Origin of the sequence: Pseudovibrio sp. Tun.PSC04-5.I4 (assembly GCF_900104145.1) — a bacterium.
Lineage (GTDB): Bacteria > Pseudomonadota > Alphaproteobacteria > Rhizobiales > Stappiaceae > Pseudovibrio.
The window spans coordinates 2,237,501-2,261,461 of the sequence record NZ_FNLB01000006.1 but is presented as its reverse complement, the minus strand read 5'-3'; the positions used below and the strand labels follow the sequence as shown (position 1 = coordinate 2,261,461).

The 23,961-nt window shown below is 49.3% G+C and carries 26 protein-coding genes, 2 tRNA genes and 1 pseudogene; 22 read left to right on the top strand and 7 right to left on the bottom strand.

The features are described from left to right. The first annotated feature begins 78 nt into the window (after positions 1-78). Both BLS62_RS15620 and BLS62_RS15615 read left to right on the top strand, forming a co-directional pair. Positions 79-155: transfer RNA gene (locus tag BLS62_RS15620), tRNA-Arg, on the top strand. A 79-nt stretch (positions 156-234) separates the two neighbouring features. Continuing rightward, positions 235-311 (top strand) — tRNA-Arg (locus BLS62_RS15615). 73 nt (positions 312-384) lie between these two features. Here BLS62_RS15615 and BLS62_RS15610 read toward each other — a convergent pair. Then, positions 385-1,605: a dipeptidase gene (locus BLS62_RS15610; protein WP_093182510.1), complete on the bottom strand. Its 1,221-nt coding sequence runs from the start codon at positions 1,603-1,605 to the stop codon at positions 385-387. A gap of 215 nt (positions 1,606-1,820) precedes the next feature. Here BLS62_RS15610 and BLS62_RS15605 point away from each other — a divergent pair, with 215 nt between their 5' ends. Next, positions 1,821-2,405, top strand: coding sequence for a nitroreductase family protein (locus tag BLS62_RS15605; RefSeq protein ID WP_093182508.1), 585 nt, complete (start codon positions 1,821-1,823; stop codon positions 2,403-2,405). Between the two features lie 8 nt (positions 2,406-2,413). On the opposite strand, the gene mog is transcribed toward BLS62_RS15605, so the two are convergent. Further along, entirely contained in the window at positions 2,414-2,938 is a 525-nt protein-coding gene (gene mog / locus BLS62_RS15600; RefSeq protein ID WP_093182506.1) for a molybdopterin adenylyltransferase, read from the bottom strand. 552 nt (positions 2,939-3,490) lie between these two features. Between mog and BLS62_RS15595 the strand changes: the two genes are divergently transcribed. From BLS62_RS15595 to BLS62_RS15575, 6 genes are all read left to right on the top strand, one after another. Beyond that, a complete protein-coding gene (locus BLS62_RS15595) occupies positions 3,491-5,107 on the top strand; it encodes a glutamate synthase-related protein (RefSeq protein WP_093182504.1) in 1,617 nt (538 codons plus the stop codon). Between the two features lie 46 nt (positions 5,108-5,153). Beyond that, the gene (locus BLS62_RS15590) at positions 5,154-5,423 is read left to right on the top strand and encodes a hypothetical protein (RefSeq protein ID WP_093182502.1); all 270 of its coding nucleotides are present in this window, start codon (positions 5,154-5,156) and stop codon (positions 5,421-5,423) included. After that, a complete protein-coding gene (locus tag BLS62_RS31075) occupies positions 5,423-5,590 on the top strand; it encodes a hypothetical protein (protein ID WP_159436546.1) in 168 nt (55 codons plus the stop codon). Before BLS62_RS15590 ends, BLS62_RS31075 begins: the two co-directional genes overlap by 1 nt. Continuing rightward, a complete protein-coding gene (locus BLS62_RS15585; RefSeq protein WP_093182500.1) occupies positions 5,587-6,654 on the top strand; it encodes a Rieske 2Fe-2S domain-containing protein in 1,068 nt (355 codons plus the stop codon). The genes BLS62_RS31075 and BLS62_RS15585 overlap by 4 nt, the downstream gene beginning before the upstream one ends. After that, on the top strand, positions 6,654-7,424 hold the full coding sequence (locus tag BLS62_RS15580; protein ID WP_093182498.1) for a hypothetical protein: 771 nt from the start codon (positions 6,654-6,656) through the stop codon (positions 7,422-7,424). The genes BLS62_RS15585 and BLS62_RS15580 overlap by 1 nt, the downstream gene beginning before the upstream one ends. 226 nt (positions 7,425-7,650) lie before the next feature. Further along, complete coding sequence (locus BLS62_RS15575) at positions 7,651-8,310, top strand: glutathione S-transferase family protein (protein WP_093182496.1); 660 nt, start codon at positions 7,651-7,653, stop codon at positions 8,308-8,310. An 80-nt stretch (positions 8,311-8,390) separates the two neighbouring features. Here the strand turns inward: BLS62_RS15575 and BLS62_RS15570 are convergent, their stop codons facing one another. After that, on the bottom strand, positions 8,391-9,167 hold the full coding sequence (locus BLS62_RS15570) for a transporter substrate-binding domain-containing protein (protein ID WP_200798524.1): 777 nt from the start codon (positions 9,165-9,167) through the stop codon (positions 8,391-8,393). Positions 9,168-9,328: 161 nt separating this feature from the next. On the opposite strand from BLS62_RS15570, the gene BLS62_RS15565 reads away from it, so the two are divergent. Next, positions 9,329-10,174: an amino acid ABC transporter permease gene (locus BLS62_RS15565; protein WP_208990882.1), complete on the top strand. Its 846-nt coding sequence runs from the start codon at positions 9,329-9,331 to the stop codon at positions 10,172-10,174. 6 nt (positions 10,175-10,180) lie between these two features. On the opposite strand, the gene BLS62_RS15560 is transcribed toward BLS62_RS15565, so the two are convergent. Beyond that, the gene (locus BLS62_RS15560) at positions 10,181-10,639 is read right to left on the bottom strand and encodes an NUDIX hydrolase (protein WP_093182494.1); all 459 of its coding nucleotides are present in this window, start codon (positions 10,637-10,639) and stop codon (positions 10,181-10,183) included. A gap of 355 nt (positions 10,640-10,994) precedes the next feature. Here BLS62_RS15560 and kynU point away from each other — a divergent pair, with 355 nt between their 5' ends. The 7 genes from kynU to BLS62_RS15525 all read left to right on the top strand — a co-directional run bounded on the left by kynU (position 10,995) and on the right by BLS62_RS15525 (position 18,102). Beyond that, positions 10,995-12,227, top strand: coding sequence for a kynureninase (gene kynU, locus BLS62_RS15555; protein WP_093188991.1), 1,233 nt, complete (start codon positions 10,995-10,997; stop codon positions 12,225-12,227). Between the two features lie 2 nt (positions 12,228-12,229). Then, positions 12,230-13,072, top strand: coding sequence for a tryptophan 2,3-dioxygenase (kynA, locus tag BLS62_RS15550; protein WP_093182492.1), 843 nt, complete (start codon positions 12,230-12,232; stop codon positions 13,070-13,072). 319 nt (positions 13,073-13,391) lie between these two features. Then, positions 13,392-14,165 (top strand): ABC transporter ATP-binding protein, encoded by a 774-nt coding sequence (locus BLS62_RS15545; RefSeq protein WP_093182490.1) that lies wholly within the window; start codon positions 13,392-13,394, stop codon positions 14,163-14,165. Then, complete coding sequence (locus tag BLS62_RS15540) at positions 14,165-14,935, top strand: ABC transporter ATP-binding protein (RefSeq protein WP_244283591.1); 771 nt, start codon at positions 14,165-14,167, stop codon at positions 14,933-14,935. Before BLS62_RS15545 ends, BLS62_RS15540 begins: the two co-directional genes overlap by 1 nt. Before the next feature lie 14 nt (positions 14,936-14,949). Next, complete coding sequence (locus BLS62_RS15535; RefSeq protein ID WP_093182488.1) at positions 14,950-15,822, top strand: branched-chain amino acid ABC transporter permease; 873 nt, start codon at positions 14,950-14,952, stop codon at positions 15,820-15,822. Between the two features lie 13 nt (positions 15,823-15,835). Continuing rightward, positions 15,836-16,816, top strand: coding sequence for a branched-chain amino acid ABC transporter permease (locus tag BLS62_RS15530; protein WP_093182486.1), 981 nt, complete (start codon positions 15,836-15,838; stop codon positions 16,814-16,816). An 86-nt stretch (positions 16,817-16,902) separates the two neighbouring features. Continuing rightward, positions 16,903-18,102, top strand: coding sequence for an ABC transporter substrate-binding protein (locus BLS62_RS15525; RefSeq protein ID WP_093188985.1), 1,200 nt, complete (start codon positions 16,903-16,905; stop codon positions 18,100-18,102). A gap of 112 nt (positions 18,103-18,214) precedes the next feature. On the opposite strand, the gene BLS62_RS15520 is transcribed toward BLS62_RS15525, so the two are convergent. Next, entirely contained in the window at positions 18,215-18,373 is a 159-nt protein-coding gene (locus BLS62_RS15520; RefSeq protein ID WP_093188982.1) for a hemin uptake protein HemP, read from the bottom strand. Positions 18,374-18,679: 306 nt separating this feature from the next. On the opposite strand from BLS62_RS15520, the gene BLS62_RS15515 reads away from it, so the two are divergent. Genes BLS62_RS15515 through BLS62_RS15495 form a run of 5 tightly spaced genes read left to right on the top strand, consistent with a single transcriptional unit; the run spans position 18,680 to position 21,919 of the window. Then, positions 18,680-19,123: a hypothetical protein gene (locus BLS62_RS15515; protein ID WP_093182484.1), complete on the top strand. Its 444-nt coding sequence runs from the start codon at positions 18,680-18,682 to the stop codon at positions 19,121-19,123. A gap of 56 nt (positions 19,124-19,179) precedes the next feature. Next, on the top strand, positions 19,180-19,905 hold the full coding sequence (locus BLS62_RS15510) for a MotA/TolQ/ExbB proton channel family protein (protein WP_208990881.1): 726 nt from the start codon (positions 19,180-19,182) through the stop codon (positions 19,903-19,905). Next, the gene (locus BLS62_RS15505) at positions 19,895-20,278 is read left to right on the top strand and encodes an ExbD/TolR family protein (protein WP_093182479.1); all 384 of its coding nucleotides are present in this window, start codon (positions 19,895-19,897) and stop codon (positions 20,276-20,278) included. The genes BLS62_RS15510 and BLS62_RS15505 overlap by 11 nt, the downstream gene beginning before the upstream one ends. A gap of 31 nt (positions 20,279-20,309) precedes the next feature. Then, positions 20,310-20,696 carry an ExbD/TolR family protein gene (locus tag BLS62_RS15500; protein ID WP_093182476.1) on the top strand — a complete coding sequence of 129 codons (387 nt, stop codon included), beginning with the start codon at positions 20,310-20,312 and terminating at the stop codon, positions 20,694-20,696. Then, positions 20,693-21,919: a cell envelope integrity protein TolA gene (locus tag BLS62_RS15495; protein ID WP_093182474.1), complete on the top strand. Its 1,227-nt coding sequence runs from the start codon at positions 20,693-20,695 to the stop codon at positions 21,917-21,919. The genes BLS62_RS15500 and BLS62_RS15495 overlap by 4 nt, the downstream gene beginning before the upstream one ends. A gap of 53 nt (positions 21,920-21,972) precedes the next feature. Here BLS62_RS15495 and rirA read toward each other — a convergent pair whose 3' ends face one another. Both rirA and BLS62_RS30500 read right to left on the bottom strand, forming a co-directional pair. Continuing rightward, positions 21,973-22,443, bottom strand: a complete 471-nt coding sequence (rirA, locus tag BLS62_RS15490; protein ID WP_093182471.1) for an iron-responsive transcriptional regulator RirA — start codon at positions 22,441-22,443, stop codon at positions 21,973-21,975. Positions 22,444-22,691: 248 nt separating this feature from the next. After that, positions 22,692-22,850: pseudogene (locus tag BLS62_RS30500) on the bottom strand (IS3 family transposase); the annotation flags it as partial. Positions 22,851-23,961 lie beyond the last annotated feature (1,111 nt).

Below are 23,961 nucleotides of genomic sequence, written 5' to 3'. Positions count from 1 at the left end.
TCAAAAAACTTCTCTAAAGCGCTTGCCAAGGTCCAGTAAGGCAGCTAGATAAGTCTCCGTTCCGCAGGGAACGCAGATGCACCGGTAGCTCAGCTGGATAGAGCACCAGACTACGAATCTGGGGGTCAGGGGTTCGACTCCTCTCCGGTGCACCATTATCTTCTCCTGATAATTCAGGTGATCCTAATGGGCACAAGACCAAAATGATTACTTCTCGGTCGCGAGAAAAAAGATGCACCGGTAGCTCAGCTGGATAGAGCACCAGACTACGAATCTGGGGGTCAGGGGTTCGACTCCTCTCCGGTGCACCATTTTCCCTTTTGAAATTTTATAGATTACGAGACACAATTCGATGTGCTCGCGCAATCTATTTTGCTTCTTCACTTAATCAGTTGAGGCAACTGTTTCTTGAACTGCTGCACCTTGCGGTAGATTTTCTAGCAAGAACCTAATTATATTTTCTCCCATGACCGCTGCTATCTGATCTTCGGTGAAGCCTTTTTTCAAAAGCTCATTTGTTAGGACAGAATATTCTGAGCTATCAAACGCGGTCGTAACCGACCCGTCGAAGTCAGAACCAAGCGCCACATGATTTATTCCAGCAAGAGAAACTGCATATTCGATTGAATCTGCAACACCTTTCGGGCTGATATCACAAGCCGCCGCATCCCAAAATCCAATCCCGATCAAACCACCCTTAGTAGAAATTTTCCTGACTTGTTCATCTGTGAGATTGCGGGGTGTATCGCAAATGCCTTTAACGCCAGTGTGAGACACAACAATCGGGCGGGTTGCCATCGCCAGAACATCATCGACAACTGCCGGTGATGAATGCGCAACGTCGACGATCATCTCTTTGCTCTCCATTTGGCGAACGACTGCTCGGCCAAAGTCGGTGAGGCCAGCTTTAGATTGCCCGTGCAGCGAGCCGCCAAGTTTGTTGTCAAAGAAATGTTGCAAGCCCATCATACGCAGCCCACCGTCATAAAGCCGGTCTATGTTCTTCAGGTCACCGTCCAGCGCATGGCCGCCTTCGGTTCCAAGAACCCCAGCTATTTTATTGGAGCCACCAGCTCTGTCTTTCAGAACATCCTCGAGCTCTTGTCTTGTATGAACGACTTTAACGTTGTTTGGGTGCTTCTTCTCCAGCTCGTAGAGGCGTTGCGCCTGCAGCAGAGCGCGATCAGACAAGTTGTTCAACGCATTTGTTTGCCAGCTCTGTAACCAACCCAATAGAGTGATGTTGTCAAAGGCTTCAGAGGAGTTTTTCTTGTAGTTCTGCCCACGTGGAGATTTCGTCACGCTTGTGAAAATCTGTACGCCCACATTCCCCTTGTTGAAACGCGGCAGATCGGAGTGGCCTATTTGAGACTCATTGGAAATATCCCGATCCCACAAAAGCACGTCATTATGTAGATCCGCGACGCGTAGCTTTTGGTGAAGCGCTTTAGCTTTTGCGCTGATAGAATACTCCGCGTGCTCAACAACCACGTTTTGCGAGTTGTCGACGTAGCTCGCGACATAACCCGTACGAACAAGCCCATATCCAATAAGGGCAACCCCGACGACAGCTGCGAAACCAACCTTTAAATAAGAAATACCCATAATATGCATCCAGTATCGATATGGCCTGTCACGGCAGGAGATATCAAATTACCTTAGGGTAATCTCTGGCGCTGTCCAGTATTTTCAACTTATTGATGTGAAGGTGCTATTCTGATTTTTAAGTTGCATAAGCTTGTCAGTCAAGCCGCCCTCTGAGTATTATAGGAGACGGTTTTTATTGGTTTTAGAGAGAGTTAAACTCAAGAGGCTTCTAAATGACAGCAGATCAGTTGATCGAACTAATATCATCCAGAACCTCTGCTTCGCTCAAGCGTATGGAGGCTCCGGGACCTTCTGCTGAAGAGTTAAAGGCTATCGTGGAGGCCGCAGCAGCAGCTCCTGATCATGGGAGGTTGCACCCGTTCCGCATCCTGGAGATACCTTCCGATGCTCGGAATGCTTTGGGAGATCTTTTTGCGCAAGTCATCCAAGAGACCCACGAAGACCCGACAGAGGAAGCTTTAACGAGTGCACGAGAGAAAGCACAAAGAGGCCCCGTGCTTTTGGTAATGGTCGGGTGTTTTCATGGAAATGACGAAACGCGCATCCCTCAGTATGAGCAGATGCTTTCAGCAGGTGCTGCCATGCAAAGCATGGTGCTGGTTGCACATGCATTAGGTTATGCATCACGCATCACAAGCGGAGAGTCTGCACGTGCAGAGACCTTCCACAAAGGATTGGGTCTGGCAAAAAATGAGGAATTCCTTTGCTTCATCTCCCTGGGCAAGGTGGCAGACGCCAAACCAGCTAAAGGCAGACAGGAAGCTCAGGAAATCCTCTCAACATGGGTGCCAACCTAAATCACCGGCTATTTCGCCTTTGGGCGGAATGCAACAATGACGTCTGGATCTGTTTCAATTCGGCCTGCGCCGATAAGGTCCAGACAATATGGGACAGCTTGGAAAACCGCATCGAGGCACGTTTTGATACTTGTGGGTTTGCCGGGTAGGTTGATGATCAGGCTTTTGCCACGGGTGCCGGCTGTTTGACGAGATAGAATCGCTGTTGGCACTTCTTTCAGGGAGAGCTGGCGCATCAATTCACCAAAACCACGCAGCTCTTTCTCCATCACCAGCTCCATCGCTTCAGGAGTTAGATCACGCGGTGAGGGGCCTGTGCCACCAGTTGTGAGAATGAGATCAACGCCGTCTTCATCAGCAAGTCGCTTCAAGGTGCTACTAACGCTTTCAATTCCATCCGGGATGATTTTATGAATTGGCTCCCAAGGGCTGGTCACCGCATTCTCAAGATATGCAAGAATAGCAGGACCGCTCTTGTCCTCGTAGGTTCCATCGCTGGCACGGTCAGAGATAGTAACTGCTGCAATTTTCATGGGTGTCTCACATTAGACTCTAAGGATTTAGGTAGGAGATTAAGGCCGTAGCTGCTTGGGTTCAAATATTTTTAGCGTTCAGAACCTCTTGTCCTCTTATTCTTATTTAGCTCCGTCCCCAACAAATAACGATAGCTGGAAGCCAGATACCAGTCCGATACCCCATGTGTTTCTCAGTGTGTATTTTGAGAGACTGACGCCTCTTTGTTTAGGCGTTACTATTTCGACATTACAAAAGAATTCAGTCAATTTAGGCATGGTTGCTTAATGAGGGTCTTAACCTAAGTGAGTCTAAGTTTAGATCCATAGAAAACATGCGGATGACGTAGAGGTGGATGTAATATTCTTCTTTGAAGATCAAAGATACAGGGGTTTTCAATCAACCACCCTAGTGACTCTTTCCCCTGAATAAATTGTGAATGGGGATACCCATGAAAGCAACTGTGCTGTTTAGAACAATTACAGGAAATCACGTAGAGTAGCTTGGTAGTCAAATTTTAAACGAAAGCGCTCAATCAGCAGTGGTGCTGTTTAGCATGAGGAAGTCGCTTAATGCATAAGGTGCAAGTAGCTGCATTTGATGAGCTTGAAGATCGTAAACCCGTCCATGCATTGGTTAGCGAGGTAGATCTCGTTGTTGTGCGTTTTGATGAAGACATTTCTGTCATGTATGGCCGCTGCCTTCATCGGGGGGCGCTGTTGTCTGACGGGTATGTGAAGGGCCGCAATCTCTATTGTGGAGTTCATCAGTGGGATTACCGGCTGAACTCCGGCGTGAGCGCCTATGACAACAAGGAAGCTCTGCAGAAGTTCACTCACTTCATCGAAGACGGCAAAGTCTATGTAGATGAGGACGAAGTTAAAGCGTGGGCTGCAGATAACCCTCAGCCGTATTTCCGAAAATCTTACCTTGGTAAATTTGCGGATTTCCACGGTACAGAAGATGAACCTCACACCAAACTTATTCAAACCTATGCGCGTGCGGGCTTGAAGCAAACAGGGCACCACGGCGCGGTTGAGGCGATGGGTGTACCCGGCCCAAAACTGCCTCTCTGGGAAGACATCCAGATTCTAACCGCACAATTGCATAAACCTCCTCGCTTGGATGAGGAACCGGTCGGGACTGATATTATCATCGGTCCAGGCGCTCAAAAACCTCTCCATCTCAAGATCCCGCTTTTTGTTTCAGACATGAGCTTTGGCGCTCTTTCCGAACCAGCAAAGGTTGCGTTGGCTCGCGGAGCGGAGAGCGTCGGAACAGGTATCTGTTCTGGAGAAGGGGGCATGCTCCCAGAGGAACAAGCTGAAAATACCCGCTATTTCTACGAGTTAGCCTCTGCCCGTTTTGGGTTCTCATGGGAGCAACTGGAAAAAGCACAGGCCTTCCATTTTAAAGGCGGTCAGGCGGCGAAAACTGGGACTGGTGGACATTTGCCAGCAGCCAAAGTTACTGAGAAGATCGCTGCTGTTCGCGGCTTGAAAGTAGGCGAGGGGGCTATTTCTCCTGCTCGTTTTCCTGACTGGATGAAACCTGCTGACTTTAGAGCCTTTGCTGATGAAGTAAGAGACAAAACGGGAGGTATCCCGATTGGTTTCAAACTCTCCGCACAGCATATTGAAAAAGATATTGATGCCGCACTAGAAGTCGGCGTTGATTACATTATTCTGGATGGTCGAGGCGGTGGTACAGGCGCTTCACCGTTGATTTTCAGAGACAACATCTCAGTTCCCACGATTCCGGCGCTTGCCCGTGCCAGACGCCACTTGGATCGTAATGGGCGGCGTGATGTGACACTTGTTATCACGGGTGGTCTCAGGAAACCTGAGGACTTCGTAAAAGCGATGGCGCTCGGCGCCGATGCCGTCGCGCTGGCAAATGCTCCTATGCAGGCTATTGGTTGCCTGGCAATGCGGGCGTGTCACACAAACAACTGTCCGGTCGGCATCGCAACGCAGCAGCCCCATCTGGTTGCACGGTTGGAAGTCGAGAAATCTGCCAAGCGCTTGGAGAAATTCTTCACTGCATCAGTGGAATTGATGAAGGTGTTGGCGCGGGCATGTGGTCATGCGCACATTTCTGATTTTAGTCACAACGATATCACCAGTTGGAAAAAAGAAATGTCGGAGCTCGCAGGCATAAGCTGGGCTGGACATGGCCCTCTGGATTAGAGAGCCATGAAAGGAAACACTAGGATTAACTCAGTAGGTCGCACATATGGTTATTGCTGAAAGCATTATTCTCATTGCACAAATTTATTGCGTGATTGGCCTTGTCGTTGCGCTCTGTTTCATCTCGATTGGCCTCGGGCGCATTGAACTTGCAGCCCGTGGTGCATTCCTTTTCCGTCTGCAGATTGTACCGGGGCTGATTTTGCTTTGGCCGGTTGTCATCATGCGCTGGATCGCCTTGGAGCGAACAGGCGAAAAGCTCTTGCTTGATAAAGAAGAAAAAGAGCTTCACGAAGAGGAGGAGGGCAAAAAATAATGCAACGCGCCTTTCGTAAAGCTCACCGCACAATTTGGATTGTTTTGGCTTTCCTCATCCCCTTAGTTTTAGGGCTGGCACTCATGTTGCGCCCTACCGGCGTCCATGAACAGCAACCTGTTCCGCTCGATGACAAAGCAAAAGCTGTTCAGGAGACAAGCCAGTGAGCGTCAAATACGTACCCGTAATCTGGAACCGGACCAAATTGGTCTATGATGTTGTCGTGCTTGCTATTGTTGGAGCATATTTGGGGATCTACATTTATGTGGCGCCCACGTTCCAGAATGTAACACGGCCTATTGATTGGGATATTTACAAAGCGCAGGCATTCGGGACCTGCGTTTTCTATCTTCTCACATTTATTCTCTGCATTGGCCCGCTTTCGCGATTGGATAAACGGTTCCTGCCGCTGCTTTATAATCGTCGGCATTTGGGTGTGCTCACGTGCATACTCGCGTTTTTCCATGTCGATAATATTCTAGGTTGGTACAACGCGTTTTCACCGGTCAATAAATATACATCTATCTTTATCGTAAACACGAGCTTTGACCGCTTTCTCGGCTTCCCATTTGAATTGCTGGGTTTAGGTGCTCTTTTGATCCTGACTATTCTGGCGGTTACCAGTCATGATTTCTGGTTACATTTTCTAAAACCAACGTTTTGGAAAATTCTGCATATGGGCATCTATCTGGCCTATGCATTGATCATTGGGCATGTGGCCTTGGGTGCTCTTCAAAGCGCAGCAGGTCCCTTCATGACCAGTGCAGTTGGCGTGTCCGCAGCTCTGGTCATCACGCTTCATTTGTTGGCTGCCAGAAAAGAGCGATTAGTTGATTCCGAACAGAATATCATGGATGATTCTGGCTCATGGGTGGATGCAGGTGACCCGCGTGAAGTGCCAGACAAGCGTGCTAAAATTATTGCCATTACGGATGACGAACGTGTTGCAATCTTCCGGGATGGCAAAAAGCTTTCGGCTATTTCCAACGTGTGCGCGCATCAAAATGGACCACTTGGGGAAGGTAAGATTGTCTATGGCTGTGTCACATGTCCTTGGCACGGTTACCAATACCGTTTGGAAGATGGAAGATCGCCGCCGCCATTTACAGAGAAGATATCTACCTATCGGCTCAAATTGGAAAACGGGAAATTGTGGTTGAACATCAACGCACTTCCTCCAGGGACACGTGTTGAACCTGTCATTCTGCCGATGATTGCGGAGAAAAGCTGATGGCTAAAAAGAAACCAGATCCGTTTTTCATTGGGTGGGCTAAAAAACCACCCAAAAGCCTTCAAAAGTTCTTGTTTTTCATATCTGCAATTGTTGTCGGCGTGGCAGCAGGAGTTGCTTTTGGAATTGGTTCTTCCGTACCCGATCCGGGAGACGCCCGATTTGCTTGGGGAGCTGGATACCAAACCTTCACAGGCTATGTGGATGCAAAACCCTATCCCATCCTACGGTTACCTGCTGGCGAAGATGGACGTAGCAAGCCTCATGCGATGATAATGTCTGGTGTTGGCAAAACCGGAATGCAGTCACTAGCTGGCCCACTCAGCGGGCAACCCGTTGATGCCGGAGGGATTCTGCTCAAGCGTGGTGATATAGATATGCTGCAGGTTGGCGGTCGTGTCTTACTACGTGCCGCGGAAAATCCTGTCGCAGATTTCACACCTGCACCGGCTGAGCAGCTCGGTAAATGGCGACTGACAGGCGAGATTTGTGATGGGAAATGCTATAGTGGAGCGATGCGTCCGGGCGTTGGTCTGGCCCACAAAGCCTGTGCCAACCTATGTATCATCGGTGGAATTCCACCTGTCCTCGTTACGGTTAGCCCACTTCTAGGTCACGAGTTCTTTGTGTTGGCAAACAAAGATGGTGGACCGCTAACGTCTGAAGTGCAGGATTGGACAGCGCTGCTCATTTCTCTTGAGGGGGAAGTTGAACGCAGGGACGATATGATGATCTTCAAAGTCGATCTTGATACTGCAAAGCAGTTATAGCAAAACTCAGAGCTTTGGATGCCAATGCGGGGAGGATTGATTTCTCCTCAATTGGGCTTGATGCCCGAAGGTTGTAGTGGCTTACAAATCCAGAGGCTGCTAAAAACATCAGGTTTGCAGTGCAGCACAATTAGCACCGCTCCCCTTTTCCGGGCGTTAAATGTCCGTTGCATGTTCCCAAGCATGTTGGCTAAACGCTCGGTTCAAGAAGCATTCTGGTGACCTAATGATACAATTTTTTGCCTATTCGGAATCCGTTTTCTGCGCCAAAGTTCGAATTGCCTTGGACATGAAAGGCTTAGAGTACGCAGAATTGCCGCCACCAGACGGATACGGATCTAAAACATACAAAGCAATCATTCCCTCTGGCTCTATTCCCGGCCTAAAAGACGGGAATGCTGGGTTATCTGATTCAAATGCAATTTTGGAATATCTGGAGGAAACGGCTCCGTCTCCGGCACTACTTCCCGAAGCGGCGGCAGAACGCGCCTTGGTTCGAATGTTAATGGGCATGCATGATACGCGAATTGAACCAAGTGTTCGTGCGTTCTACGCGCCAATCAAAGCTGGTACGTCTCCCAGCGATCCCTGTTACCACCAGCTCATAGAGAATATGGGTGCCGCATTCGAGCGTCTGGAAGACCTAATTGAAGCAGCTCCTTACGCTGTCGGTCATCATGTAACGTTGGTAGAGTGTGCTTATGCAACTACATTCTCACAGGCTCACCAATTGGCAACAATGTTCGGTGGAGAGCTGAAGCTCGGTCCAAAATGCCAACGCTGGTGGCAGGAAATGCAATCCCTTTCTCATGCTGCGACGTCCATTGATATAAACCGCAAGGCCATGCAGGACTGGGTGGCAAAGTTCATTCAGGTAGATGCTTAAGTCCCAATTCATATTGTTGAACATACAAAAAAAGCGCTGCTATCAATGCAGCGCCTTTTTGCATTTATGAGAGCAAGGTCTTATTTTGCAAGGCCCCATTTCTGGGCTGTGCTATCAAGGAAACCATTCATTCTCTTAACTTTGATCCAGTTGTTGACGTAGTTAATCCAGACTTGGTCGGTCTGCGGCATCAACATCGCAATTGGAGTTGGATTGCGGCTCTCTTCTACTGGCACATTCACGATAGTCGGGAACTTGGCCTTGAGCGTTGCACCTTCTATGTTGGACGTGATGAATACATCTGCTCTACCAGATAGAACTTCCTGATAGCCACGTGCCGGAGCTTCAACAACTTTTATGGAAGCATTCGGGAACCACTCTTTGCTGAGTTTTTCGAAGGTCGTGCCCAGAGTGGTCGCAACAATCACGCTGTCTTGGTTGATGCTGTCCCAGCTGTTGTATTTGTCGACGTTTTTGCTGAGGGTGAACGGCAGAATTTCAACGGAAATGTAGCTGTCAGAGTATCCAGAAACTTTCATACGGCTTGGCGAAATGGAAGCAGATCCTGTTAGGTCATATTTACCAGCGATAATCCCATTGACCAGCGTTTTCCAGTCAGTTGGGATGAAAACGAGCTTCACGCCAAGGTCATTGGCTAGTTCATTCATAATATCGATGTCATAGCCCTTATAACCATTGCTGGCAGGATCACGAACAGACATCGGATTCCAGTCCCCTGTGGTTCCAACTTTCAGTTCGCCGGAATCAAGAATTTCATGGAGTGCTGATTGCGCGAAAGCGGAGCCCGAGAATAAGAAGCCCACTGCGGAAATTATAGCAAGAAATGATCGAAGCATCGTCTTTGAGTCCCTTGAAACACGATTTGAGATCTGGCTCATTGCAAAGTTATTGATTTTATTGGGCCCCATAATGCCCTTGTTCGACAGAAAATGCCTTCAAATTATTGTGTGCGGTAATTCCCTGTAAGCTTTGTATAAATACGTGCGATTCTCGCGGTTTGACTTCCAACAAAACGACCTATGTCGGAGCAGGTGCGAAAGCTGCCGAAGTCGTGAAGGGCACAGTCAGCTTAAATTACTCTTGGAAGGTAGATACCTTGAAACTCCAAAATGCAGCGGTTCTTGTCGCTTTGGCATTCGTGCTGGCGGGATGTACAGGAGATCAATGGGGCTGGTATGTCGTCTCTCCCAATACTGAAACTGGCCGAATTAATCTCAGTTTTATGATCTCGGGATTGAAGGAAACACTTGTTGTTTCGCTCACGGCAATCATCATTTCTATGATTGTGGGGCTGTGCGTTGCATTACCGGGTCTGTCTGATAACAAATACGGGCGTGCATTCAACCGCACGTATGTTGAGGTTGTCCGCTCCGTTCCAAGTCTGGTGCTAATTTTCTGGGTGTATTATGGGCTGCCAGTGGTTGCCAATATTTCCATTAATGTGTTTTGGGCAGGGGTCTTGGCTCTCGCACTGTCAGATAGCGCCTTCCAGGCAGAAATCTTTAGAGCAGGAATTCAATCGGTCGATAAAGGCCAAATAGAAGCAGGCCGCTCACTGGGGCTACGTTACGTCCAACGCCTACGTTTCATCATTCTGCCGCTCGCAATAAGACGCATGCTGCCGCCATTGGGTAACCAGCTTGTTTACATGCTGAAAATGTCGAGCCTCGTATCTGTGATCGGATTGCAGGATTTAACGCGCCGTGCCAATGAGTTGGTCGTGACTGAATATCGGCCACTGGAAATCTATACGGTGCTGGTTTTGGAATATTTGGTGTTGATCCTGATCGTCTCTCAGGGCGTCCGTTGGCTGGAGCGTCGCTTTAATGCTGAGCACATCTAAACGATATCAATCATCGGAAGGTTGCCAGTTGGCAAGCAGTGCTTTCAATTCTGGTTCATGAACCGCCCGTACAGCATCGCGCACGGAAAACCATTTTCGTGTGCGCTCTTCTCGCTCAGGCCATTCATCCAACATGTCATCCACTTCCAGCGGATACACTTTTACACTGCATGGAATTGGTTGTTTGGTCACTCTGAGCTTTGGGTAGTGATAAATCCCTGCAAGTCGAGTGGAGAACTTCCCCCGAATACCAGCTTCCTCAAACGCTTCCTGAGCTGCCGTCTCGCAGCCGCTTAGGTCCTTCATCGGCCAGCCTTTGGGAAGAACCCAACGCTTGGTTTCACGAGAAGTAATGAGTAGTATCTGTAGCTTGCCCTTTTTGTTTTTCCTGAAAGGCAGAGCAGCATACTGGCGTTTAGGTTCAAGCAACCGTTGCGGCTCCGTCTTCCTTAGGGCCCTCTTCATGTGCATCTTCCTTAAAGTGGCCCGACCTCATCCTATTGTTGTTGATGCGGAGTTCCGGTCTTGAACAGAGTTTTGATCTGCCACTTATGATCAAATGTACGGCCTATTATTTTTCAGCGCTATTGCAAGATGTCGCTGTACGGCAGGTTATATCTGAACAGAATCGTTTCATATACCCCAAATTTGGAATAATTGTTCTGAACTCTACGCCTAATGCATTTTACCTAGACTTTGAGGCAAGACTGTTGCTAAAATTACTTTAAACTTGAAATATTCCGAAATGGAATCGCCGCATAAAGCGGGTTTGATGCCAACATTGTGCGGTAGTAATTCAAAGGGTACAGGGGACGTGATTGTGGAATTGGATGCAATAAGCATTGAGCAAAGAGACGAGCAGGATCAACTTGCCCACCTTCAGCAGTTTTTCTCGCTCCCGGATGATGTGATTTATCTGGATGGTAACTCCTTGGGTGCTCTGCCGAAAAGCGTCTCCGCTGCATTAACAAACGCGGTAGAAGAACAATGGGGCAAAAGCCTCATCAAAGGCTGGAACTGCCACAACTGGATCGACTTGCCGAGCAAGGTTGGTGATCGTATCGCTAAACTGGTTGGCGCAGATGAAGGGACGCTTGTTTGCGCAGATAGCACGTCCCTCAATGTGTTCAAGGTGCTTGCGACCGCAATCAAAATGCGTCCTAGCCGAAAAGTCATTCTTTCAGATACAGGCAACTTCCCGACTGACCTTTATATGGCACAGGGTTTGAAGGGTCTGGTTTCAGAGGATCTCGAATTGCGCCTTGTCGCACCGGAAGACGTAGAAAACGCTCTGGATGAGAGTGTTGCTGTTATGATGCTGACTGAAGTGGATTACCGCACAGGTCGCAAACACAACATGAAGGAACTGACAGAAAAGGCACATGCTGTCGGGGCTCTGGCAATGTGGGATCTTTGCCATTCTGCAGGGGCTTTTCCGGTTCATTTGAAGGCTGCTGAAGCAGATTTCGCTGTTGGATGCAGTTATAAATACTTGAATGGCGGCCCAGGTGCTCCGGCATTTGTTTATGTTGCGCCGCAGCATAAAAATGCAGCAGGAAATCCACTGACAGGGTGGATGGGGCACAGTGCTCCGTTTGCGTTCGATCTGGGGTACGAACCATCGGCAAAAACAGATCAGATGCGTGTTGGAACACCACAGGTTCTGGCCATGACAGCTCTGGATGCCGCATTGGATGTGTTTGACCAAACCAGCCTTGAAGCGTTGCAGGCAAAATCCATTGAGTTAAGTGAGCTCTTTATTTCCGAAGTAAAACGCCGCTGCCCGTCGCTGGAACTTGCATCTCCAACAGACCCATACAAGCGCGGGTCTCAAGTGTCGTTTTGTCATGAGCACGGCTATGCAATTATGCAGGCATTGATTGATCACGGTGTTATTGGCGATTTTCGGGCTCCAAACATCATCCGCTTTGGCTTTGCTCCGTTGTATCTAACCTACGCAAATATCGTCAAAGCAGCAGAAATTCTTGGTGAAATTATTGCAGGCAACCTTTGGGATACTCCTGCGTACCACCGCAAGAGTAAGGTGACATAATCATGGCTGAAACTACGAAATCCAAATTGGAACATCATGGCGCGGAGCTCTCTTTCAAAGAGAATATGTCTTACGGGGATTACCTTCGTCTGCCTGATATTTTGGGAGCACAAGCGCCCTTAACAGATGCCCATGATGAGCTGCTCTTTATCATTCAGCACCAAACCGCAGAGCTTTGGATGAAACTCGCGATCCGTGAGATGTCCGAGGCCTGTACCGCCATGGCAGAAGATGAGTTTGCGCAGGTTTCCAAACTCATGGCACGCGTGAATAAAATTTTCTTCCAGCTCACCGGTGCTTGGGACATCCTGCGCACGATGACGCCAAGCGATTATACCAGTTTCCGCGATAGCCTCGGAAAATCCTCCGGCTTCCAAAGCTACCAGTACCGCGCAATTGAATTTGTAGTTGGCAACAAAAATGCAGCTCTCATGAAACCGCACGAACATATGCCTGAGGTCGCCAAGTGGTTACAGCAGATTTATGAAGCACCGGGAATTTACGACGAGATGGTTCGTGCATTGGCGCGTGCTGGTTTTGAAATCTCAGCTGATGTGCTCAATCGTGATGTGACTAAACCCTACACGGCAGATGCCTCCGTTCAGAAGGCTTGGGAAATAATCTACCGCAATCCGCGCGACAATTGGCATTTTTATGATCTTGCCGAAAAGCTTATCGACTTTGAAGACTTCTTCCGGCGTTGGCGTTTCAACCATGTGACGACAGTTGAGCGCATAATTGGCAATAAAATGGGCACTGGAGGCACGTCTGGAGTGTCATATTTGAAAAAAATGCTGGATACCGTGCTGTTTCCAGAACTTTGGCAAGTGCGTGGCGATCTGTAAGATTGCTGCGTAATTCTGCAGTTTAATGAAATTATTATGTTCTAAAAAACATTCAATTTACGCATATAAGTGGAAATATCTATATAGATCAGGCAATATATGCGCAGTCGAAGCTATGTTTGTTGCAATATCTGGGAAGGTTGTGATCAAGCAGAGTCCGGAAAGTTTCACTCAGCTTGTTCGGCCAAAAATAGAATAATCGAGTGATTGTATTGCAAAGGGGACTTTCTTCTATCTTGAAATAATATGCCGCTAAGGGCATTAGGTAGAGGATTGACAACAATAATAATCCAGTCCTTTGCAGTCTGGGGGGATAAGAATGCTGGAAATCGAACAGCTGTCAAAGCAATTTGGCGGGTTCAGGGCAGTCAATAATTGCGCATTTTCGGTTGAAAAAGGCACAATCACTGGTTTAGTTGGCCCGAACGGTGCAGGTAAAACCACGACGTTTAATCTCATAGCCGGGGCTTTAAAGCCGACCAGCGGGAAAATTCGTTTTTTGGGCGAGGATGTAACCGGGCTCAGCTCTGACCAGCTGTTTCATAAGGGGCTCGTGCGCACGTTTCAGATCCCGCATGAATTTCATCGCCTGTCCGCGTTGGAAAACTTGATGCTGGTTCCTCCGGCACAAAAAGGTGAGAGCCTGCTCCAGAACTGGATCGGCTATAACAGCGTCAAAACGCAAGAAGAAGAAATTCGCCAGAAAGCAACGGAAACGCTTGAGTTTCTGGAGCTGTCTCATGTCGCACATGAACGCGCAGGCAATCTCTCTGGTGGCCAGAAAAAGCTTCTTGAGCTTGGCCGCACCATGATGACGGACGCCAAGCTCGTATTGCTGGATGAGCCTGCTGCTGGCGTCAACAGAACCTTACTCCGCCGATTGGAAGATAAGATACTGATTTTGAACAAGGAACGCGGCTACACCTTCATCCTGATCGAACACGATATGGAGATGATTGAGAAACTCTGTAACCCTGTCATCTGCATGGCCGAAGGCTCCGTTCTCATCGAAGGTGATTTCCAAACCGTACGTTCCGATGCGCGTGTGCTCGAAGCTTACCTCGGTGAAACCGTCGGGGAGGCTGCACTTTAATGACGTCTCAAGCAATTGCAGAGCAACCTATGTCAAAGCAGACAGCGCAACAGAAATACTCTGGCAAGCCAATCCTCACCATGACAGGTGTTCGCGGTGGGTATGGGGACGCGGACATCCTGATGGGTGTCGACCTGCAGGTAACTGAACAGGAAATCGTTGTGATCGTCGGCCCCAATGGCGCTGGTAAATCAACAGCGATGAAAGCAATCTTCGGCCTTTTGAAGGTGCGTGGTGGGTCCATCATCGTCAATGATACGGACATTGCAGGCTGGAGACCCAACCGGATTGTTCAGCACGGCGTGTGTTATGTCCCGCAGGTCAACAACATCTTTCGTGAGATGACCATTCACGAAAATTTGGAAATGGGCGCTTTCCTACGCAAAGGCGACATCTCCGCAAGTCTGGACAGGGTTTATACCCTTTTCCCTGATCTCAAAGAACGCAGAACTGCAATGGCAGGCAACCTGTCAGGCGGTCAACGCCAGATGGTGGCGATGGGCCGAGCCCTGATGCTTGATCCGTCCTTGCTTCTTCTGGATGAGCCAACCGCTGGTCTGTCTCCTAAGTATATGGAGCAGATTTTTGAGATCACCCGCAACCTGCGTGATGCAGGTCTTTCGATCTTGCTCGTAGAGCAGCACGCAAAGCAAGCGCTTGCTTTTGCTGACAAAGGCTACGTTCTGGCAGCTGGTAACAACCGGCACGAAGGAACGGGGCAAGAGCTGCTCGCAGATCGCGAAGTCGCTGAAATGTTCCTCGGTGGGTAATAAGGGAAAATCCAATGCCTTTTATGGAATTCGTCAATTTTTACCTCATGCCGGGAATCGTGCTGGGGTCGATCTACGCTCTGGGAGCCGTCGGGATCACGCTTGTTTTCGGTATCTTGAGATTTGCGCATCTCGCACATGGTGATTTAGCAACCCTTGGCGCATTCGCCGCTCTGGGTGTCGTCACCGTTTTCGGTGTGAGCCCATGGGTGGCTCTGCCTGTTGCGATGGTTGTCTGCGCCTTTATGGCAATCGGTATCGACAAGGTCTTTTATGACTATCTGTCTGACCGACCAAAAATCATTGTTGTGATGTCGTCACTCGGCATCGCGCTGATGTTGCGCGCTGTCGTACAGGTTGTTTGGGGTGTTGATACAGAAACCTACACGCGCGGTATTGTTCGTCCGGATGATTACTGGGGCATTCGCATTCGCGACCGTGAGATCTACACTATGATCGCAATGTTCGTGATTGTTGGAGTGCTTTGGACATTCTTGCAAAAAACCAAGTGGGGCAAGGCCATGCGGGCCATGTCCGACAACCCGGATCTTGCGCTTCTTTCCGGTGTCGACAACCGCAAAATCACAATGCTCACCTGGGGCATTGTCGGAATGTTGTGTGCAGCCTCCGGGTTCTTCCTCGGCATTAATACCGAGCTGAAGCCGTTGATGGGTTGGACCATGCTGCTGCCCATGTTCGCAGCCGCAATCCTCGGCGGGGTAGGTCGTGTTGAAGGGGCCGTAATCGGTGGTCTCATCGTCGGTATTGCCGAAGAAACATCCGTTCTTTTCATCCCCGGAGAGTACAAGGCCGCGATGGCTTTTGCGATCCTTCTGCTCATTCTTCTTGTGCGGCCCACTGGTCTGCTCAAGGGCAAAGTACTGTAGAGGGAGAAGAACCATGGAACTCATCGGCTTGCTCAACTACGCGGTGTACATGGCGATCTTTATCGGCATTTACTCTCTTCTCGCACTCGGTCTCAACATTCAGTGGGGCTTCTCGGGGCTCTTTAACGCCGGGATTGCAGGCTTCTTCGCAGTAGGAGCGTATGCATCTGCAGTTTTGACTTCCCCGGAATCAGCGGTTCATGTGGGTGGGTTCAACCTGCCTGTCGTGTTCGGCTGGGTCGGGGCTATGATTGCGTCTGGCTTGATCGCATGGCCAATTGGCAAAGTGTGCCTGCGCTTCCGCTCAGATTATCTCGCAATCGCGACAATCGGTGTTGCTGAGATTATTCGTCTGGTTGTGAAGTCTGAAGGCTGGATGACCGGCGGTGCGCGCGGTGTCAACAAGATCCCACGTCCGTTTGGTGACCTGTCCTATCTGTATTCGCAGCTCGCGTATCTGGCATTGGTCATTGCGATCGTTGCGATTGTTTATTTTGCGATCGAGCGTCAGATTTCCGCACCTTGGGGCAGGATGATGCGCGGCATTCGTGACAATGAAGATGCCGCAACAGCAATGGGCAAAGACATCAAGGCGCGTCGTTTGGAAGCGTTCATCTTTGGTGCTGCAATTATGGGATTAGGCGGCGCATTGTTCGCGCATTTTAACCGTTCCATAACCCCAGAAGCAATTGATCCCATGATCGCCACATTCCTGATCTGGATTATGTTGATTCTCGGCGGCTCAGGAAACAACCGTGGCGCATTGCTCGGCGTGGCTGTTGTCTGGATCATCTGGTCCGCTTCAGAATTCGTGACAGATCAATTGCCAACGGAATACGCCATTAAGGCGAAGTACATGCGTGTCTTCATTATTGGCCTGCTGTTGCAGCTGGTTCTTCGGTTCCGCCCGGAAGGTATTCTTCCCGAACCTCAAGGAACGGCAAGCAGGCCCGAAGAAAAACTTTCTCAAAAACAAGAAGGTGCAGCGGAATAACCCCCAAGCACTCGAATGAAAATCAATTTTACAGCCCTGGTCCGATACGGATGTCATATGAAACAGGGTTCTTTGGAGGTGAACTGATGCTTAAGAAAATCGCATTGGCAGCGAGCTTGTTCGGCGCAACTGCATTGACAGCACAGGCTGTTCAGGCAGACGTGAAAATTGGTCTTCTTGGTGGTATTTCTGGCCCGATTGCGGCTATGGCACCACCAATGTTGGAAGCAGCTCAGCTGGCATTCCAGCAGGTGAACGAGCAGGGCGGTATTCTGGGTGGCCAGAAAATCAAGCCAGTTGTTGGCGACAGTGCTTGTAACCCGCAGAACGGCGTTGATGCCGCGACCAAGCTGGTGAACATCGAACAGGTTGCTGGTCTTGTTGGCCCGCATTGCTCTGGATCTGTTCTGGCTGTTGCAAACTCAGTAACTGTTCCTGCTGGGATCACCCTGATCACACCGTCAGGCACATCTCCGGAAATCACTGGTCTTGAAGACAAGGGCCAAGTGTTCCGTACTGTGCCATCAGATGACTTTCAGGGGCGTTCTCTTGCTCGCACTTTGCTGAACCTCGGCACCAAAAAAGTCGCTGTCGCCTACCTCAACAATGATTACGGCAGCGGTCTTTCCAATGCGTTCAAAGTTGAGTTTGAAGCAAACGGCGGCGAAATCGCTGGTTACGCTGCACACGAAGAAGGCAAAGCGTCTTACCGCTCCAACCTTGCTGAATTGGCTCGTGGTGGCGCAGATACTTTGGTGATCTTCGATTACGGTGACGGCACTGGCCTTACCATCCTTCGTCAGGCTCTGGAAAATGGCTTCTTCACCAACTTCGTTGGCGGCGATGGCATGAAGTCTGATGCGCTCATTCGTGAGCTTGGTGCAGAAAACCTCACCAACTTTATTGCGTCTTCTCCCGTTGGTGAAAAGTCAGATAGCCTTGAGCTGTTCAACGAAGCCTACATTAGCGTTGGCGGTAACCCAGACGCAATCTTCGTGACAAGCTCTTACGACGCGGCATTCCTGATGGCGTTGGCACTGGAAAAATCTGGTGGTGTTTCCACCAAGGTTTCCACATCGATGGCTGCTGTTTCCAACGGTCAGGGCGAAGCTGTTCGTCCAGGCGAATGGAAAAAGGCTGTTGAGCTGATCGCAGCTGGCAAAGACATCGACTACAAGGGCGCTTCTGGCGACCTGAACTTTGACAATGCTGGCGACGTACCAGGATCTTATGGCCTGTTTAAGGTTGATGGTGATGCGTTCGTAATGCAGCAGGACTTGAACTAAGTTCAATCTTTGAAGCGAACCAAAAGCGTGCCGGCCTCATATGGGGCCGGCCGTTTTCGTTTGGAATGCTGGTTTGTCGAGCAAATGCAGTTGAAGCCTGAGCTTTCCATAATTACTTAGTAAGAATCAGTTTTCCAAGCTTTGTGATAGAAAGTCGGTAGAGATTCTCACGGTGTGAGATCGTGATCTCCCGTTCCTGACCAAACAGGTCCTTGCTATCAACCATCTTCTCATGTGATTGATTTTCAATGCATTCTTGAGATTTATCCATGGCATACATCCGTCCCTGTCTTTCCCCGATAAGCGTTACAGTGCATGGTCGCGATACTCACATTATTACTATTTCATCTAGCGTGTTTAATTCTTGACTTTCATATTCAAGTTTTATTACAAGTGCAATGCCTACTCAAAAATTGCTGGAGTCGCGTCCTCTCGCAAACCGTCCTTGAGTAGGGTATGTATCGGTGCGCAAGCCAGCTGTTATGCTCTCCCTCAACAGTCAGCCAGCCCACGATATCCTTGATATCTGCGACTGATTTGCATTTGCAAATATATTTATTTTATATGTTGGGGCCCCATGAACAAGCTGGCTAAGATACTTTTACTCGCGGTTCTTCCGTTGTGGATAACGCAAACAGGCTTCGCGCAATCCACTGAAGGCGCAAAAGAGCCAGTCATAGCGCTTCAACTGAACAAGGCCGAAACCATTAATGCAGGGTGTCGGGTCAGCTTACTGGTCAGAAATCACCTCAACGACGAGATCAGCCAGCTTTCACTGGATTTGGTAGTGTTTGACAGCACTGGTGGAATCTCCGACTTTCTGAGCATGAAGACGGGTCGTCTTCCCACTGGTAAAACCCGTGTTCAGCAATACGATCTTCCATCAAGCGAGTGTAACCAAATCTCGTCACTGCTGATCAACGATGTGTCTCAATGTGAGGGGTCGGCTGCGGTGTCTCCATCCAGCTGTTTGGACGCATTGCATGTGTCCTCCCGTGCTGCAATAGAACTAACCATGTAAATTTCCTCATTATCCAGATTTGATAGAGAGCTGCGAGACCGCCAGAAATGAACGCAATGATCGAAACTTTAGGCCTGACATCCGCCCTCAGTCCTTTTATGGGCCTTCTCGAAAAAGGCGGTATTGTTGTCGGCCTACTGCTGGCTGTAAGTGTGCTGGCTTTGACGATAGTCTTTGCAAAACTCTGGCAGTTTGGTGTTGCTGGTGTTGGCCGGCATCGCAAAGCTCAGCAAGCTGTCGCATTTTGGCGCGTCGGTAAACGAGACCAAGCCTATCATCTGGTCGTAACGGACCGCTCTCCGGTTTCTGATGTGCTTGCCCATGCCATGCGCGGTCTCATGAAGCCTCAGGTGCCAGAAGAAAAAATCCGCGAGGATGTCGAGCGCGTTTGCTTCACGCATTTAGGTGATCTTCGCAGCTATTTGCGCCCGTTGGATATGATCGCTCAAATCGCACCTTTGCTCGGTCTGTTTGGCACTGTGATTGGTATGATTGGCGCATTTCAGGCGATGGCTGATGCGGGATCTCAGGTTGACCCATCAATGCTCGCCGGAGGCATCTGGGTTGCACTGCTCACGACAGCCGTAGGCTTGGCAGTCGCAATTCCAGCATCTGTAATGCTGTCATTATTTGAGGGCCGCATCGAACGCGAGCAGGGTGCAATGGAACGGATCGTCACTGAGCTGTTTACTGGCGCAATCACGTCTGTTGTGGCTCAGACGGACGAAAAAGCGACATCCAGAGAAATGGCACGCTTCGAGGTTGTCCACGATGCGCCTTAGTGCTGCTCCCAAGCGCAGCCGAGCACCCGGCCTCACATCCTTGATTGATGTGATTTTCCTATTGCTGATGTTCTTTATGCTGGCATCTACATTTTCAGTTTACCAGCGTTTGGATGTTGGAACTGGGAAAGAGGGCGCAGGGCAAATGAAAGAGGCGCCTGTGCTCCTGCGTATTTTTGCAGAAGGAAAGCTGACACTCAATGGAGATGCATTGCAGGCTGAACTCCTGCTGCAATCTCTAAAAGAAGCAGGAATTGAGCAGGGCCGGCCCATCGCGATTTTAGCTGCGAAAGAGTCTACGGTTCAGGATGTGGTAACCGCGCTGGAAATGTTAAAAACAGCAGGTTGGTCCGCAACCCTCGTCGGCAATTAATTAAGTAACTTCGCCAAAAGAAGAATTTGAAATGCGTCTACAGACAAAACCGCAGAAGAGAGCCCTGGAGAACACGATCCCGTTGATCAACATCGTGTTTCTCATGCTGATCTTTTTTCTCTTCGCGGGGTCAATTGATCGGGATGATGCCAAAAACGTCAAACCCGCGGAGACGCGCGAACAAACCAGCCGGGAGCTCATCGCAGGAGCGCTGATCATGGCTGCTGACGGCAGCATATTACAAAATGATCAGCCCGTAGACGTTGCTGATTTGGTTCCAATTGGATCTGAAAGTAGTCCGTTGATGGTTGTAGCTGACAAAGCCTTGTCCGGCCAGACTCTAGCAAGAACACTAGCTGCTCTCAAAAAGCAGGGTTTTGCAGAGATCACGCTCGTAACCGTCAGGGCTTCAAAATGAAGCGGAATGGATCTGGAAAATTAGGTGGCTCAGCCCTAACCGCCGCCCTGCTTATCTCTGTCAGTGTTCATGCTGCCGGCTTTGCATGGTTCTACACCCGCACTCCTGAAGTTCAAATCGCCTCAAGCCAATCAACTTCCGTATCTGTTGTGGGGTCCATTGAAGACCTGATTGCTGGGTCGCGTGAGGTTATAGAACCAATCGAGCAAGAGCAGCCGAAGGAAATCAAACCGCGCGAGATTGAACAAAAAGAAGTCACTCAGGAACCACGGGAGATAACGCCTGTAAAACCGGTTGAGGTTGTTGAACCCGTCATCACTCCAGCCAAACGCATTGTACAGCTAATACCTCAAACGGTTGCGCCGGTTATCGTGCCGCAAATTGAAGGTATCACGCAGAAAACTGAAATTTCCGAAGTTAAGCCTAACGAAGAAGCCGTGCCCGCTACTCCAATTTCTGTAAGGGAAGTGACGGCCTCCAGCGAGATTGATGCTCTTAAGCCTGTCGAGCTGACACAGGCACAGTCAACTCAAGCTGATTTGAAAATTAAAGCGAGGGAGAAAGCTGAATCCGTTCAGCCGGAAGCAGCAAAACCTCTTCAACCTAAAGAGCTTGAGACACCTGTTGAGCTGAAAGAAGTGAAGCCTGTTGAAGCTGAGACAGCAACGCGAGTTGAAGAAACAAAAGAACTGGAAGCGAAGCCGGTAGAAACCAACGTCGCTGCTGTGACTGTTCCAATACCGCGCGCCGCGCCGCCGAGACCAAAGCAACCAAACAAAGCAAAGCCAAAAAAGCAGAAAAAGCCACCACAACGTGCAGGCAATGCGCAGTTCAATCAGAAAAGAGGGTCCGACGTTACCCGCAAAGGCACAAAAACAGCTAAGAGCGGAAATAATGTCGCCGGCTCAGGTGATGGCGCAGGCAATGCGGCAAAGGATAATTATTGGGGCAGTGTTCAAAGGAAGCTGCAAAGAGCAGCGGAACGTAAATATCCTAAGCGGGAAAAAAAGCGCAAGAAAACGGGCACTGTCCGCGTGACGTTCACTGTCCAGCGAAGTGGGACTGTGACAGCGGCGACGGTCTCGCGCTCCAGCGGAAACAAAAAGCTAGATCAGGCTGCTTTGAAGGCTGTGAGAGCCGCTTCTCCGTTCCCCGCATTTCCTCCGTCTATGAGAAAAAACTCGATAAGCAGAACGGCGCCAATAGTTTTCCGCGTCAAATAACAAAAAAGGCAGCGAATAGCCGCTGCCTGATCATCTCACATATCACCCCCGGCTTATTCAGCGGCAGCAATGTTCTTTGGCAAAAGAGGATCTTCGATCTGCAACAGATGACGAATGCCAGCACGATTATCTGCAAGATCCGCAATCGTACATTTGTCCAGCACACCAAGGAATGCTTCCAGCGCTTCATGAAGAACAGAGTTGAACCCACAGTGATTGACCAGAGGGCAATCCTGTCGGCCACTGTCAAAACATTCTGCTAGCAGGAAGGATTCTTCCGTTGCACGAACAACCTGTCCAACACTGATTTGTTCAGCAGGGCGAGGCAGAACAATACCACCGTTACGCCCGCGAATAGTCTTCATCAGGTCAGAGTCAACAAGCACCTTCATAATTTTGAAAAGATGCGTTTCCGACATGGAAAACGAAGCCGCAATCTCTGCAACCTTGCTTGGTCTGCCAGGGTTAGCCGCGCAATACATGAGAGCACGAACGGCATAATTGGTTTGTTGTGTCAGTCTCATATCTAAAGCTATGCGTCTTCCGAAGTGTGTGGTCAATAAAAATATGCATTTCTAACTCAACAATAAACCATTCCTAGTTTAGAGTCATTAAAAACTTCGCGAGTCGCGCAACGAAGGTTGGCACCGTTGCTCACGAGAGGGCGCCTCGCAAATATATTAAAGCGAGAGTGCTTATTCAATAATAGTTCCACAAACATGAAGATATGCCAAAACTTCTCCATTAATGGCCGGGGTACTACTGCATGGGGCTGCTCTTTCCACTGTTTGATCTGGTTCGCGTGCACGTCAAAGTCCTGAGCTAGTTCATTTAAGGTCTTCTCTCCGCGAATAGCAGCAAGCGCCACTTTCGCTTTAAAAGCCGGACTTTTAAAAGCCGGACTATGGTTTCGGCGCGGACGTCTGCTCACGGGGGGCTCTCCTATTCTTGGCATAATGCCACTTTCAGGAGCTAAATCCACTTACACTACTTGCCCAAGAAACCTGAGCCAGCTCAGCATACAGGTCGCATGGGGCGTTGAGCATATGATGGGAGAATTCTACTTGAGTAATATGTTTGCCGGTGATGAGGGACGTTGCATGTCATATCTATAACATTGGCTTGCTTTCTAGCTGAGGAATGTGCTGGCGCGGAATACCTATGCTTTGATCTGCTGATGACTCCTATCAGGTTGTTTTACCGTAATTTCTTCCTCTGCTTGTGTTTGTTCTTATTTATGTTTGTGTTGTGAGTTTGCGTAGACGGGCTCTGCCTTGAGGGGCCATTTGTTTTCGATATTCGGTTTTCAAAGAGCTGGGCTTTGCGCCGCTATGGATGTCTGAGTAGGCGTTGCACTGACGATGAAAGGATGGAACAGTTTTTGATCTTGATCCATTCCCGTAATGTTCTTCCTGAGTTTGTTTTGGCTGAGGTTTGTTGGTGAGAACGAGGTGCTGAAAAGGCGCTGATCGATATTGCGGGCTTGCTCTAACGATCTTGGCTCGTTGTAAGATGATCCCGATGGTTGGTTGTGTTTGGAGTAGAATGCGGAATAGGCGTATTGAGCAGACTGGCCGAGCGCGGGCATAGATATGTATTGGTGAGGGGACAACTTAGCTGTCGGCTTGCGCGCCTGTAGTGACGGTTTTCGCGTCTTATGCTATGATCTGAACATAAGAACGCGGATTTGACATAAAACACGCATGGCTTTGCGTTTAGGATGCAAATGATTGTTTGAGAGTTGCGGATTATTCTGGACCGTGTTTTTTGGCTCACCGCTCACCGCTCACCGCTCACCGCTCACCGCTCACCGCTCACCGCTCACCGCTCACCGCTCACCGCTCACCGCTCACCGCTCACCGCTCACCGCTCAATGTTTTGGTAGGTTATTGGATCGACATTGGTGATGTATTAGAGGGTTGTATTTACTCATTGTTATGGGTGTAGGGAGTGTCTTGCTAGACTGGGCGCGTGAAGTGTTTGATGAAGTTGGCAAATACACGTCTCTGTGCAAATTGAGTATTTGTTAGGGTTTGGGTTGG